Below are 14309 nucleotides of genomic sequence, written 5' to 3'. Positions count from 1 at the left end.
CCTCTACTCGTCATCTCCTCGCAAATTCAGCAATTAAACGTTCCTGCACTTCAGATAATGTGGATTTTTCATTTACTTTCTGTTTGGTAAAGCTCCAAATGCTATCGATATAATCCAAAGCTTCGTCAATATCATGGTTTGAACCCTGTTGATACGCTCCGATATTAATTAGATCCTCGGAATCTCTGTATACCGACAGCAGTCTTTTTAAATTCTCCGCAGCTTCGTTTTGCTCTTCTGGCACGATATCCTTCATAACCCGGCTAATGCTTGCCAAAATATCAATCGCCGGGAAATGGCCTTTATTCGCGATATTCCGGTTAAGCACAATATGTCCGTCCAAAATCCCCCTTACCGCATCCGCGATAGGTTCATTCATATCATCCCCGTCGACAAGCACGGTGTAGAAAGCCGTTATCGAACCGGTCGGTCCCGTTCCCGCACGCTCCATTAACTTTGGCAAAGCCGCAAATACCGAGGGAGTATACCCTCTCATTGCTGGCGGCTCGCCTACGGCGAGTCCAACTTCACGCAGCGCCATGGCGTAGCGAGTTACGGAATCCATCATCAGCATGACATTTAGGCCTCGATCACGGAAATACTCAGCAATCGTCGTTGCGATCAGAGCTCCCTTCATTCGAATCAAGGCTGGCTGATCGGAGGTAGCGACGATAACGACGGAGCGCTCCAAGCCCTCCGGGCCAAGATCACGTTCGATAAAATCCATAACCTCGCGACCGCGCTCGCCGATAAGCGCAATGACATTGACATCGGCCGAAGTGTTGCGAGCGATCATACCCATGAGCGTACTTTTACCTACGCCGGATCCGGCGAAAATACCTACGCGCTGTCCTTTGCCAATCGTGAGCAGCCCATCGATGGCTCTAACACCGATGTTGATCGGCTGGGCGACACGAGGCCGGGTCAGCGGATTCATCGGTTTGTTATATGTGGAGTAGTGACCCATTCGAGCCGGAATAACTGAGCCATCCAGCGGTTCACCAAGTCCGTCAAGCACTTTGCCCAGCAGTTCGGAACCGACCTGCACAGTTAACGGCTTGCCTGTACCAACCACATCACAGCCCGGACCGATCGACTGCAGTTCCCCAAGGGGCATAAGCAGCACTTTGTTATCCCGAAAGCCGACCACTTCGGCTCTCAGCGGCTCTGAGGACTTGCTCGGATAAATATAGCAAAGGTCCCCAATGCTCGCATCTGGCCCCTCGGACTCAACCATTAGTCCAATAACTTGTGTCACTTTCCCGTTGATTCGAATCGGGTCCATATGCTTCAAATGGTCTACATATTTCGTCGTATCTAGTTTCGTCATGAGCTTGTCCCCGAGTAGTCTTCATTATCGAGTGAGATCCGCAGCAATTCCTTTTTGATTTCGGCAAGCTGCGTATCAATTCTGGCATCGACACTTCCGAAAGAGGAACGAATCACGCAGCCGCGATCTTGTACTGTCGCATCAGGCAAAATCTGAAGTTCGGCTTGCGAATCAACGACCAGGTTGAGCTCTTCTCTTGCTGCCTGAACAAAAGCAAACTGAGTCGGCGAGACGCAGAGCGTAATCACGCCCTGCTCTCTTTTTCTCGATAAGCTTCTCTTGACGAGATCCAGCACATAGTCCGGTTCCAGACCTAATTGTTTATCGATTACTTTTTCAGCAATCGAGCAGCTCAGTTCGACAACGAACGGCTCAGCTTCCTGGACAATCCGTTCCTTCTCCAAATAAGCTTGCGTCAGCACAGCACTTGCCTCGCTCATCATCTCTTCAATTTTTGCTTGAAGCGATTGCTCCGACTGCTGTCTGCCTTCTTCATATCCTTGATTAAATCCCTCCGACTTGAGGGCCTCAATCAAGTGCTCGTCCTGCTCTCTTTGCTCCTGCCACCACGACTCTATTTGGAGTTTGGCTTCAGCCAGCATATTCTCCGCTTGTTCCGAAGCTTCCCGAATTTGCCGTTCGGCAAATTCTTTAGCATCGCTAAGCATTTGTTGCCTTGCCTCTTCAGCTGCTAAATCTTCAGCGGAAACCGTCTGAATCGGAACCTGAGGATTTTCATCATCTAATTGTTGATCCTGGGGGGATTCGTATGTTTTCCCCAGATTCAATTGTTTGAGAATGTCGACCGGTACATATTGGGACACCTTAATCAAATTAGACAATGATGTCATCTCCTCCACCGCGGGCTATAATGATTTCTCCGGCTTCTTCCAATCTGCGGATCGTGGCTACAATACGAGTTTGAGCTTCCTCCACGTCACGAAGCCGCACAGGCCCCATAAATTCCATTTCTTCCTTGAACGTATCCGACATACGCTTGGACATGTTGCGGAATACCGCTTCACGAACCTCTTCACTAGCCACTTTAAGCGCAAGCTGTAAATCGGAATTCTCGATGTCGCGAATAATCCGCTGAATCGAACGGTTATCGATATTGACGATATCTTCAAATACGAACATCCGCTTCTTGATCTCTTCTGCAAGCTCAGGATCCTGAATTTCAAGAGAATCCAAGATCGTTCGCTCCGTACCGCGATCGACCCCGTTCAAAATTTGAACGATGGACTCGATGCCACCGGCGCTTGTGTAATCCTGCGTCACGGTCGCGGACAGCTTCTGCTCCAGTACTCGTTCCACTTGGGAAATAACTTCCGGCGAAGTGCTATCCATCATAGCGATCCTCCGGGCCACTTCCGCCTGCTTCTCCTGCGGCAGGGAAGAGAGAATCGATGCCGCTTGCTCAAACTGAAGGTATGACAATACGAGCGCAATCGTCTGAGCATTCTCATTCTGGATAAAGTTTAATATTTGATTAGGATCCGCTTTACGGGCAAAATCAAAGGGTCTGACTTGCAGCGTTGCTGTTAGGCGATTGATGATTTCAAATGCTTTGGTGGAACCCAATGCTTTCTCCAGAATTTCTTTAGCGTAATTAATGCCCCCTTGCGAAATATATTCTTGAGCAAGGCAAATCTGGTGAAACTCCGCCATAATCATATCTTTTTCGCCGCTGTCCACTTTGCGGACGTTAGCGATTTCCAGTGTAAGCTGTTCTATCTCATCATCACGCAAATGCTTAAATATTTGTGCCGATACCTCAGGACCGAGCGTAATCAGCAAAATAGCCGCCTTTTGTTTTCCGGTAAGACCAGAAGTCATCGTTTTTGACAATACGTTCACCTCTACTCGTCTGCCAGCCAGGTGCGCAGCAGGTTAACAAATTCATCCGGCTTCTTCTTCGCCAGCGTTTCGAGTTGTTTACGCACTTGACTTTCGTTCGTAATAGTATCCAAGTTGATCGACGGGAATTCTGGAGGTAAAGGCAGCGGCAGCTCTTCTTCCCCTTCTTCCTCTTTTTTCCGACGACGGAACACGAGAGCTCCGATCCCTGCCCCGACTAGCAGAACAGCGATTGCTCCCCCCCACACCCACGGGTTAGAGAAGGCCAATCCGGAAGCTTTTTCTTCCGAACCATGAAAAGTTTGAGAGAAAACTGCAACTTTCCTCTGTAGTTCAGCGTCTGTATAAGTAGTACCTGAATCAGCAAGATAAGACCTTACAATATTCGCCAAAATGTTCTCAATTGCATCCTGGGTCGTTTGATCTAAAGAATTTTGTCCAGCTGGTGGTTCAACTGCTACATTAATGGTTAAATCTTTAACAACGTAGGGACTCGCGACGATATCCTTGGTAATTCGGTTAACCTCATAGTTAATCGTAGAAGAGGATTCTTCGGAGCTTACTCCGGCATTGCTGCCTGCAGCAGGATAGCCCGGTACGTCTTCAGTTCCTGTGCCAGGAATTCCACTATCCGGATTACCTTGACCGGTATAGCTTTTCTGGATTCTTTGCGCACTGATCTCAATTCCCCGCATGTTTTCGGTATCAACAGGGGAAACGAGGTTGTTTTTCTCAATAATCTGATCGAAATTAAGGGTTGACGCGACAAGCACTTCGATTTTGTCAGGCCCGGTCAACTTCGCTAGAAATTGTTTTACGCTTCGGCTTACATCACTTTCGAATTTTTTCTGTAAAGCCATATTCTCCTGGACAGCCGTCGTAAGAGAACCGTGATTCCCTCCTTGCCCCGTTGGCAAGAGTACTGTGTCGTCACTGGAGGAAATGGAAATGTTCTCGATCGGCAGGTTCGGTATGGATGTCTTGACAAGGTTGAAATATCCATCCACCGCTTCCTGATTCGGGCGATAACCCGGTTTGAAGCCGATCACGATTGAAGCGGATGCCTTCTGCTGCTCTTCCGGACTAGCAAATACATTTTCCTCAGGCAAATTAATCAGGACCTTCGCATCTTGTACACCCTTCATGCGTTTCAGCAACTGCTCCACTTCACCATTGAGTGCACTTCTATACTTCACGCTGAATTCATTGTCCGTCATGCCGATGAGGGAAGAACTTTCGTTAAAAGCTTCCCAACCGATAGAACCGTTCTTAACGATCCCTTGCGAGCCTACATCCACTTTCACGCGAGATGATTCCTTACTAGGCACGGAAATGCTAGTTCCATCCGCGCTTAATTTATAAGGAATACCGCTTGAATCAAGATGATTCATAATGCCTGCGGCATCGGTAGAGTCCAAATTCGTGAAGGCTACTTCATATTCCGTCTTAGAGAACTGGACCGTTAATAATATTACTGCCAATAAAACGATCGCTATCGTCGATATTAATAGCGTTTTTTGCTTACTGCTGAAATTATTCCAATATCCGGTCAATCGATCCCGGTATTGGGCGATTCTCTCATTCACAATGTCACCTCATCCACAGCTTGCTAGTTTCATTAAATTTGCGTACGCATAATCTCTTGGTAAGCTTCAATCACTTTGTTCCGTACTTGCGTAGTGAGCTGCAAACTTAACAGCGCCTGTTCTGAGGCGATCATGACCTGATCAACATTAGCTTGACCTAGGAGAAACTGTTCGTTGAGTCGTTGTACATTGTTCTCTTGTGCGGCTACTCCGTTCAGTGCGTCAGTCAAATATGAACTGAAATTTTTAATTGCTTCTGAAGGAGACGCTACAACGGGCTTGATCGGTTCTGTTACTGCCTCTAATCTTTGAATCGTATTCAGACTAATATTGTTTTGAATCAACTCTTCCCAACTCCTGACTGCTTCTATTTGACTAATTACTTACCGATTTGCAAAGCCTTTGAAATCATAGCTTTACTGGCGTTCAATGCGGTGATATTCGCTTCATAGGACCGCGTGGCCGAAATCATGTCTACCATTTCCTTCATTAAATCCACGTTTGGCATGTAGACATAGCCTTCGCCGTCAGCGTCGGGATGCGTCGGGTCGTATACCGGCTTGAATGGCGTTTGATCTTCTGTGATTTGAGTAATCTTTACTCCTTGGCTAACGGGTTTTTGGCCCATTACCGAATCCAGCATAGTTCCAAAATCAGTTTTGTTCGGGGCCATGACTACCGTCTTCCGTCGGTACGGGACGGGCTGGCCGTTTTCCATGCTGGCGCGCGTTGTTCTGGCATTGGCAATGTTAGAAGAGATAACATCCATTCGAAGGCGCTGTGCTGTTAGTGCTGAGGAACTAATATTGAAACTGTTGCTGATTTTCAAAGCTCATTATCTCCCTTCTGTTGCCACGCGCTTCATTTTGATTTGGTAATTCAGCTGTTCTATGTACGTATCGTACCTAAGTTTATTTTCCGCAAGCAAACTCATTTCGCTGTCGATGTCCACGTTGTTCAAGTTGTTGTTCATCGCTGTTCTGTCATCGACTACGATTTTGGGCGCCGGTACGTTTCCGGAAGAACCTATGACAAAGTGCCTATGATCGGTCCGATTTCCACGGAGAGCAGGCATTCCGCCATTCAATTCATTCTGCAATAAGGTCTCGAAAGATACGTTCGAACGCTTAAAATAAGGGGTATCCACGTTCGCTATATTATCTGCTATCACTTGCTGCCTAGTACTGGCAGCCTGAATCGCGTTTTCGAGCCTTTGAAAGCCTACGCCATTTAGTAGCTGCATCTTCCTTCCCCCTTAAATGATTAAATTTCCTAATTTTAAACCTCGACATCAAAACATATTCCACACTCAATCACAAATTCCTCTTTTTTCGACAATAAACTATTTCATTAGTCTTTCTATTGTCCTATTTGGTCAGAAAATAGCTTAATGTCATATATCCTAAGTTTCAAGCAGATTCGACATTATTACAATAAGAAAAAAGCCCTATCTTTACAGATTTTAACGTTTAATTATACACATTTTGAATATTTTTCAATATTTTTATGAAAAATCGACATTTTTAGGTATGACCTTATACTGATTAAGCTTGTCGGAAAAAGCAGAAAAGCCGCCGCCCCATTTTCATGGGACTAACGGCCTCTAATGGCTTTCTTATGCGGTTAGGAAGATGTCTGGGGTTATAGAATAAATTGGCTGAGATCGTGATCCTGGGCAATATCGCCTAGTTTCTCCCGTACATATTCCGGGGTGATCGTCATTCTTTCAAGCGTAAGCTCCGGAGCTTCAAAAGATAAATCCTCCAACAGCTTCTCAAGAATGGTATGCAGCCGTCTCGCTCCGATATTCTCGGTATTGGCATTGACGGATGCGGCAATTTGCGCGATTTCGGCGATCGCCTCAGCGGAAAAGTCTATTTCGATGTCTTCCGTGCGCAGTAGGTCGGTGTACTGCTTCGTCAATGCATTTTTAGGCTCCGTAAGAATGGAAACGAAGTCCTCTTGGGATAAACTATTCAATTCCACGCGAATCGGGAATCTCCCCTGAAGCTCAGGGATCAGATCCGATGGCTTAGCAACGTGGAAAGCGCCAGCCGCAATAAACAAAATATAATCGGTTTTTACCGGCCCATATTTGGTCATGACCGTCGAGCCTTCAACGATCGGCAAAATATCCCTCTGCACTCCCTCACGGGATACATCCGGCCCTGACCCGCCGCCGCTACGGCTGGCCACTTTATCAATCTCGTCTATAAAAATAATCCCTGACTGCTCGGCGCGGGTAACCGCTTCCTGGACGAGGTCGTCATGGTCAATCAGCTTGCCCGCCTCTTCCTGTGTAAGCACTTTACGCGCCTCCTTGACCGTTAGCTTACGCTTCTTCGTACGCTTCGGAAGGAAGTTTCCGAACATCTCCTGCATATTCATTCCCATCTGGTCATTGCCTTGACCTGCAAACATATCCAGCATGTTCGGAGACGTATCTTCCACTTCAATCTCAACCGTATCCTCTTCCATTTGTCCCGCAGCCAATTTGGCTCGAACCTGGCGCCGCCGCTCAGCAAGCGAACTATCTTCCTGAGCCTCTTCTGCCGATGGTGCCTCATTAGGATTCTGGTTCCCAAACAGCATTTCAAACGGATTACGACTGCTCTTCGATTTTTGGCTGGAAGGCTCAAGAATTTGTACAAGTCGTTCATTTGCTAGTTCTTCAGCCCTATCTTTTACTTTCTCGGTACGTTCCAGCTTCACGGTGCGAATCGCAGTCTCGATCAAATCACGAACCATGGATTCTACGTCCCTGCCAACATACCCTACCTCGGTAAATTTCGTAGCCTCCACTTTAATAAAAGGCGCCCCAACCAGCTTCGCAAGCCGCCGTGCAATTTCTGTCTTCCCGACACCCGTCGGTCCGATCATCAAGATGTTCTTAGGTACGATTTCATCCTGCACCTCCTCGCTGAGAAGACTGCGGCGGTAACGGTTGCGCAAGGCGACTGCAACCGATTTCTTCGCTTGCTTCTGTCCCACGATATACTTATCCAGCTCAGCAACGATTTGTCTTGGCGTTAATTGAGAATTTGTCATGGGTATCCTCCTTTTGAAGGGTATTTTTAACAATGCCACGAAAAAAAGTCCGGTTAGCCGGACATTAAATCCGATGGGCAGCCTGTTTCCTGCATAGATCGTAGATCCATGGCACGGAAACAGGCGCACATCAAAGTTCTTCGACAATAATATTACTGTTCGTGTAAACGCAAATTTCGGAAGCGACCAGCAGCGATTCACGAGCTATATCCTTCGCTTCCAATTGGGTCGCATGACGCTTCAACGCACGGGCGGCAGACAAGGCAAAGTTGCCGCCTGAGCCGATCGCCAGGACGTCGTCATCGGGTTCAATGATCTCGCCCCCACCGGAGATCAGGAGCATACCGGTTTTGTCCATAACGATCATAAGCGCCTCCAACTTACGAAGCACCCGGTCCTGACGCCAATCCTTCGCCAGCTCTACCGCGGCACGCTGGAGATTGCCGTGATGCTCCTCTAGCTTAGCCTCAAATTTCTCAAAAAGCGTAATGGCATCAGCCACGGAGCCGGCAAATCCGGCCAAAACCTGGCCCCTGTACAAACGGCGAACCTTCTTGGCCGTCTGCTTCATCACGACGCTTTCGCCGAACGTGACCTGTCCGTCGCCAGCAATAGCTCCTTTGCCATTGTGGCGGACGGCACATATGGTCGTAGCGTGAAAAGTAGGAATCATTACCATCCATCTCCTCTGTTTAGGGGTCCCCATATATCATTATATGATACGCCTTACAGGACAATACTTCCTGGAATTAGTCTTGAACCCGGGCTTCATGAATGAACGCCTTTAAGCTGTCCAATGCTCGGTGAGCAAGCGCCTCGTTCTTCTCCGCTTTTTTGCGATAACGGGTGTCCAGCTTAGGAAATAATCCAAAGTTGGCATTCATCGGCTGGAAGTGCTTGAAATCAGCCGTCGTGATGTATCTAGCCATGCTCCCGAGCGTAGTATCCTCAGGGAACACGATTCCCTCTTGCTCATTTGCTGCCAATGCGGCATTGATCCCTGCAATCAGCCCCGAGGCCGCAGACTCAACATATCCCTCTACACCGGTCATCTGCCCTGCAAAGAACAACGTTGGCCGCTGCTTCAGCTGATATGTCGGCTCAAGAAGCTTAGGCGAATTAATAAAGGTATTGCGGTGCATGACGCCGTATCGCACAAATTCTGCATTCTCTAAGCCTGGAATCATCGAGAATACCCGTTTTTGCTCTCCCCATTTCAAATGCGTCTGAAATCCTACTAAATTGTACAGTGTTCCCGCGGCATTATCCTGACGCAGCTGAACGACCGCGTGTGGAAGCTTGCCATCATGAGGATTCACGAGTCCTACCGGCTTCATCGGCCCAAATAAAGCCGTCTGCTTGCCCTTTTGCATCATGATTTCGATCGGCATGCAGCCGTCGAAATAAATTTCCTTCTCGAACTCTTTCAATTCAGCAACTTCTGCATGGATGAGGGCTTCGTAGAACGCATCGAATTCCGCTTCATTCATCGGGCAATTCAAATAGGCAGCTTCTCCCTTATCGTATCTCGAAGCCAGATAGACCTTATTCATGTCGATGGAGTCCTTCTCCACGATCGGCGCAGCAGCATCATAGAAGTAGAAATAATCCTCGCTGGTCAAACGCTTAATCTGCTCCGATAACGCCGGAGAAGTCAGTGGACCCGTCGCGATGATCACGATTCCGTCCGCCGGGATTTCCTGTATCTCTTCATTAATAACCTCAATCAGCGGATGCTCGCGCAGCGTGCGAGTAATCTCGCCCGAGAAGCCATCCCGGTCAACAGCCAGAGCCCCGCCAGCAGGAACAGCATTACGATCTGCTGCGCCGATAACCAGCGAGTCCAGCATGCGCATCTCTTCCTTGAGAACGCCTACGGCATTGGTCAGGCTATTGGCTCGTAAGGAATTGCTGCAGACCAGTTCGGCAAATTTATCGGTATGGTGAGCCGGCGTCTTCTGGACAGGACGCATTTCATATAATCTTACAGGAATGCCTCGTTTAGCGAGCTGCCAAGCAGCCTCGCTTCCGGCTAGCCCTGCTCCAACAACGGTAACTCTATTTAATTGCTCCAATCTCATTTACCCCCTAATGTGTTTCAGTAAGTCTGCTCTAGTTGTCGTCTATTCATCGGAGGTATCTTCATTCTCCTCGATCTGCTCCACATGATCGCAAGCCGTACACTGCAGCTTGCCTCCTTGCTTGTTGCGCTTCTCAACGAGCAGCCCTCCGCATTTTGGGCAAGGCTTAGGTGAAGGTCTGTCCCACGACACGAAATCGCATTCCGGATAGCGGTCACACCCAAAGAACACCCTACCTTTCTTGCTGCGCCGTTCCACGACATGGCCCTCTTTGCATTTCGGGCAGGTTACGCCAATGTCTTTGACGATTGGCTTCGTATTACGGCAGTCCGGAAACCCGGAGCAAGCGAGGAATTTGCCGAAACGCCCCAATTTATATACGAGCGGCTTGCCGCATTTCTCGCAGATTTCGTCGGAAACCTCATCTTCGATTTCGATTTCCTTCATTTCTTCCTCAGCGACTTCGAGCCGCTTCTCGAATGATTCATAAAAATCGCTCAGTACGCGAACCCAGTCCTCTGCGCCTTCTTCCACATGATCGAGGTCCTCTTCCATATGAGCAGTAAACTCCACATCCAGAATTTCCGGAAAAAATTGTTCCATCTGCTCAATGATTAGCTCCCCGAGTTCAGTAGGCATGAACTTCTTGTCTTCGATCGCTACATACCCGCGCTTCTGGATTGTCTCCAAAGTAGGCGCGTACGTACTAGGACGTCCAATACCCAGTTCCTCGAGTGTCTTAACTAAGCGCGCTTCCGTATATCTTGGCGGCGGCTGGGTAAAATGCTGCTTCGGTTCAATCCCCTCCGTTTGCAACTGGTCGCCAACCACAAGTGGGGGCAAATATTTATCATCATCGGTCGTTCCATCGTCGTTCCCTTCCACATACACCTTCATAAAGCCGTGAAAGCGGATTTTCGAGCCGACAGCGCGGAATGTAACGTCTCCTGCAGCAATGTCTGCGGAAAGCGTATCCAGCACTGCAGAGGACATCTGGCTGGCCATAAAGCGTTCCCAAACCAGTTTATACAAACGATATTGATCACGGCTCATAAAGGATTTTACGGATTCCGGATCACGCAGCGCGGAGGTAGGACGAATCGCCTCGTGCGCATCCTGGGAGCCAGCTGCTTTCTTCGAATACTGGCGCGGGGAATCCGGTGCGTATTTGTCGCCGTATTTTTCGATTATATATTCCTTCGCCTCAGCTTGCGCAGACTCGGCAATCCGCGTAGAGTCCGTACGCATGTAAGTAATCAGACCTACGGTTCCCTCTTTGCCCAAATCTACCCCTTCATACAGCTGCTGAGCGACGGACATCGTCTTTGCCGCACGGAAGTTCAGCTTGCGGGCCGCTTCCTGCTGAAGAGAACTCGTCGTAAACGGAGCTGCCGGATGGCGAAGTCGCTCTTTCTCTTTCACTTCTGAAACCGTAAATGCAGCACCCTCGATTGATTTCAAAATGCCATTTACTTGTTCTTCATTGTTCAGCTCGAGCTTCTCTCCATGCAGTTTGTGAAACTTCGCTTCAAAAGAAGACTCTCCCGTCTTGAGCTTGGCCGTTATGCTCCAATACTCCTCTGGAGTGAATGCGGAAATTTCGTTCTCCCGATCCATGATGATTTTGACGGCCACCGATTGAACTCTTCCCGCCGACAGGCCTTTCTTAACTTTCTTCCACAGCAGGGGACTAATCTTGTAGCCGACGAGCCGGTCGAGAATCCGCCGTGCTTGCTGAGCATTTACCAGATCCATATTGATTTTGCGCGGTGTCTTGAACGCATCCTTGACTGCTTCCTTCGTAATCTCGTTGAATACGACGCGGCAAGTTTCCGTTTCATCCATATCGAGCGCATGGGCCAAATGCCAGGCTATCGCTTCCCCTTCGCGATCGGGGTCAGCTGCGAGGTAAATTTTCTTTACCTTTTTACTGGCATCCTTCAATTCCTTCAATACAGAACCCTTACCACGGATTGTTATATACTTTGGACTGAAGTCATTCTCTACTTCAACCCCAATCTGGCTCTTGGGCAAATCGCGAACATGTCCCATTGAAGCTTTCACGATGTATTTGCTGCCTAAGTATTTGCCAATCGTTTTCGCCTTGGCAGGCGATTCCACGATGACGAGTGAATCCGCCACAGGGTCATCCTCCTCTCAAACATTACAAACTAATAATGTTATACACAAGTCATATAGTCATATTTTATGGACCACTCTCATTAAGGAATGGACTATATTACCTTATAAACAGAACCAGGCAGTTGGATTACTGCTTTTTTCATGATTAAAGATAACAGAACTGAATGTAAATGTCCAAATTCCCATTTCGTCTTGATCAGCAGTTCATCAAATGTAGAAATATCCTGCTCCAACATATGGTATATGCGGCGCTGCTCATCTGTCAACTCATCGCTTGATCTGATTTCTTCCTCCTTTTCCTCTATTTTAGACAGCAAGACATCATATTCCTCTAAAATATCTTCTGCATCGGTAACCATTTTAGCCCCTTGCCTGATTAGGCCAAGCGTTCCTCGGCTTTTTGGCGAGGTAATCTGCCCGGGAACGGCAAAAACGTCACGTCCGGCCTCCAGCGCGGCGTCAGCCGTAATTAACGAACCGCTGCGGGCATCCGCTTCCACGACGACCGTTCCATGCGTTAAACCAGCAATAATTCGATTGCGCTGCGGAAATAATCCAGGATGTCCCGGAGTATCCATCGGATATTCCGACAAAATCAACCCCTGCTCACTGATCATTCGATACAAGGAGGCATTTTCCGGCGGATAAATGACATTTATCGCCGTCCCGAGCACGGCCACTGTTTTGCCCCCGCAGCGGAGCGCGGCTTCATGGCAGTAGCCGTCAATCCCTTTGGCCAGCCCGCTAACAACAACCATGCCCCGGCGGCAGAGCGCTGCGGTTAACTCCGTGCATACCTTGCGTCCATAAGCCGTAGGGAGACGGGTTCCGACCATGGCGATGGAAGGTTCGGCAAGCAGCCTCATATCCCCTATACCATACAAAACCCAAGGCGGCCGAACGCTTTCCTTCATTAATAAGGGATACGGAGGATCGAAGATCGTCAGCGTACTTATCCCCTTGCAATCCAGTTGCTCCAGCCTTTCCTCGATCCAGCTTTTTGTCAATGTCTTAGTCAGCCTTAAAGCGATATCCGCCCCAATTCCCCGCTCCACCCAATCCGTGGCGGTAAAATCCAAAGCATGCACCCAATCGTCGTCCCGGCTCAATATTTGCTCAATCCGCTTCCAGCCGAGCCCCTGGCTTTCATGTAATCCAATAAGTATCGACCGCTTGTCCAATTCCTGTTCCTCCCGTCATATAAGTGGATTAACCGAAAATAAGCAAAAAAAGCAACCCTCCTGCCATTTTGGCCAAGAAGGTTGCTTACCTTACCCACTATTATAACAGAGACCTATTAATGTGTCGTGCAGAGATTAAGAATTCCGCGCTCTTCGAGCACGCTTACCAGCGTGGAGCCCATTTCCGAAGGAGTAGGGGCGACTTTGATGCCGCATTCCTCCAGCTTGGAAATTTTCTCCTTCGCAGTCCCCTTGCCGCCGGAAATGATTGCGCCAGCGTGGCCCATCCGTTTCCCCGGAGGTGCTGTAACGCCGCCGATGAAGCCGACGACTGGCTTCTTCATATTGTCGCGAATCCATTCTGCCGCTTCTTCCTCGGCCGTTCCGCCGATTTCTCCAATCATGATGACAGCATGCGTGTTGTCATCTTCATTAAAGCGGCGCAGAATATCGATGAACTCCGAGCCTTTAACAGGGTCGCCCCCGATACCCACAGCCGAAGACTGGCCGATGCCGCGGGTAGTCAGCTGATGAACGGCTTCATAAGTGAGCGTTCCGCTCCGCGATACTACGCCAACATGACCTGGCATATGAATGTATCCCGGCATAATTCCGATTTTGCACTCTCCAGGCGTAATAACGCCAGGACAGTTCGGCCCAATCAATACTGTCTTCTTCCCTTCCATATAACGGGATACTTTGACCATATCGAGCACAGGTATGCCTTCCGTAATACAGATCACAAGCTCCATCTCAGCTTCGACAGCTTCAAGGATCGAGTCCGCAGCAAACGCCGGCGGCACATAAATGACGCTTGCCGTCGCCCCGGTAGCTTCCTTAGCTTCCTTCACGGTGTTGAACACCGGCAGACTTACCGTTTCACCGTTATCCAGCGCGATATCCACCTTCGTTCCGCCTTTGCCCGGCGAAGTACCGCCAACCATTTGCGTACCGTAATCCAGGGCGCCTTTCGCGTGGAACAGGGCAGTTTTTCCGGTAATCCCCTGCGTAATCACTTTTGTATTTTTATCGACCAAAATACTCATCGTTCGAGCCTCCTCTGATATGGATTGGAAGATTA

At 48.7% G+C, this 14309-nt stretch carries 13 protein-coding genes; all 13 read right to left on the bottom strand.

The features are described 5' to 3' along the window. Positions 1-10: 10 nt before the first annotated feature. The 13 genes from fliI to sucD all read right to left on the bottom strand — a co-directional run bounded on the left by fliI (position 11) and on the right by sucD (position 14274). Positions 11-1330: a flagellar protein export ATPase FliI gene (fliI, locus tag ACYUJT_RS04930; RefSeq protein WP_460319222.1), complete on the bottom strand. Its 1320-nt coding sequence runs from the start codon at positions 1328-1330 to the stop codon at positions 11-13. Next, positions 1327-2172: a FliH/SctL family protein gene (locus ACYUJT_RS04925; RefSeq protein ID WP_460319772.1), complete on the bottom strand. Its 846-nt coding sequence runs from the start codon at positions 2170-2172 to the stop codon at positions 1327-1329. The genes fliI and ACYUJT_RS04925 overlap by 4 nt, the downstream gene beginning before the upstream one ends. Next, positions 2165-3169, bottom strand: coding sequence for a flagellar motor switch protein FliG (fliG, locus tag ACYUJT_RS04920; RefSeq protein ID WP_460319771.1), 1005 nt, complete (start codon positions 3167-3169; stop codon positions 2165-2167). Before fliG ends, ACYUJT_RS04925 begins: the two co-directional genes overlap by 8 nt. A 23-nt stretch (positions 3170-3192) precedes the next feature. After that, positions 3193-4776: a flagellar basal-body MS-ring/collar protein FliF gene (fliF, locus tag ACYUJT_RS04915; RefSeq protein ID WP_460319221.1), complete on the bottom strand. Its 1584-nt coding sequence runs from the start codon at positions 4774-4776 to the stop codon at positions 3193-3195. A 32-nt stretch (positions 4777-4808) separates the two neighbouring features. After that, a complete protein-coding gene (gene fliE / locus ACYUJT_RS04910; RefSeq protein ID WP_460319770.1) occupies positions 4809-5147 on the bottom strand; it encodes a flagellar hook-basal body complex protein FliE in 339 nt (112 codons plus the stop codon). Positions 5148-5155: 8 nt separating this feature from the next. Further along, positions 5156-5605: a flagellar basal body rod protein FlgC gene (gene flgC / locus ACYUJT_RS04905; protein ID WP_460319218.1), complete on the bottom strand. Its 450-nt coding sequence runs from the start codon at positions 5603-5605 to the stop codon at positions 5156-5158. A gap of 6 nt (positions 5606-5611) precedes the next feature. Beyond that, on the bottom strand, positions 5612-6019 hold the full coding sequence (flgB, locus tag ACYUJT_RS04900; protein WP_460319216.1) for a flagellar basal body rod protein FlgB: 408 nt from the start codon (positions 6017-6019) through the stop codon (positions 5612-5614). A 398-nt stretch (positions 6020-6417) separates the two neighbouring features. Next, positions 6418-7824: an ATP-dependent protease ATPase subunit HslU gene (gene hslU / locus ACYUJT_RS04895; protein ID WP_460319214.1), complete on the bottom strand. Its 1407-nt coding sequence runs from the start codon at positions 7822-7824 to the stop codon at positions 6418-6420. 130 nt (positions 7825-7954) lie between these two features. After that, positions 7955-8497 carry an ATP-dependent protease subunit HslV gene (gene hslV, locus ACYUJT_RS04890; RefSeq protein ID WP_460319212.1) on the bottom strand — a complete coding sequence of 181 codons (543 nt, stop codon included), beginning with the start codon at positions 8495-8497 and terminating at the stop codon, positions 7955-7957. 76 nt (positions 8498-8573) lie between these two features. Further along, positions 8574-9905, bottom strand: a complete 1332-nt coding sequence (gene trmFO / locus ACYUJT_RS04885) for a methylenetetrahydrofolate--tRNA-(uracil(54)-C(5))-methyltransferase (FADH(2)-oxidizing) TrmFO (RefSeq protein WP_460319211.1) — start codon at positions 9903-9905, stop codon at positions 8574-8576. Between the two features lie 42 nt (positions 9906-9947). Next, a complete protein-coding gene (gene topA, locus ACYUJT_RS04880; protein ID WP_460319209.1) occupies positions 9948-12047 on the bottom strand; it encodes a type I DNA topoisomerase in 2100 nt (699 codons plus the stop codon). Between the two features lie 92 nt (positions 12048-12139). Continuing rightward, positions 12140-13228: a DNA-processing protein DprA gene (gene dprA / locus ACYUJT_RS04875; protein WP_460319208.1), complete on the bottom strand. Its 1089-nt coding sequence runs from the start codon at positions 13226-13228 to the stop codon at positions 12140-12142. A 116-nt stretch (positions 13229-13344) separates the two neighbouring features. Continuing rightward, complete coding sequence (sucD, locus tag ACYUJT_RS04870) at positions 13345-14274, bottom strand: succinate--CoA ligase subunit alpha (RefSeq protein WP_460319206.1); 930 nt, start codon at positions 14272-14274, stop codon at positions 13345-13347. Between the last annotated feature and the right edge of the window lie 35 nt (positions 14275-14309).

It is taken from the genome of Paenibacillus sp. YSY-4.3 (assembly GCF_054767475.1).
This window is presented reverse-complemented; position numbering and strand designations above follow the sequence as displayed.

What these genes read in the sequence shown, in the direction of transcription:
- fliG (WP_460319771.1), bottom strand. Translation starts at nt 3,169, where the DNA reads ATGACTTCTGGTCTTACCGGAAAACAAAAGGCGGCTATTTTGCTGATT.
- fliI (WP_460319222.1), bottom strand. Translation starts at nt 1,330, where the DNA reads ATGACGAAACTAGATACGACGAAATATGTAGACCATTTGAAGCATATG.
- flgB (WP_460319216.1), bottom strand. Translation starts at nt 6,019, where the DNA reads ATGCAGCTACTAAATGGCGTAGGCTTTCAAAGGCTCGAAAACGCGATT.
- hslV (WP_460319212.1), bottom strand. Translation starts at nt 8,497, where the DNA reads ATGATTCCTACTTTTCACGCTACGACCATATGTGCCGTCCGCCACAAT.
- trmFO (WP_460319211.1), bottom strand. Translation starts at nt 9,905, where the DNA reads ATGAGATTGGAGCAATTAAATAGAGTTACCGTTGTTGGAGCAGGGCTA.
- sucD (WP_460319206.1), bottom strand. Translation starts at nt 14,274, where the DNA reads ATGAGTATTTTGGTCGATAAAAATACAAAAGTGATTACGCAGGGGATT.
- hslU (WP_460319214.1), bottom strand. Translation starts at nt 7,824, where the DNA reads ATGACAAATTCTCAATTAACGCCAAGACAAATCGTTGCTGAGCTGGAT.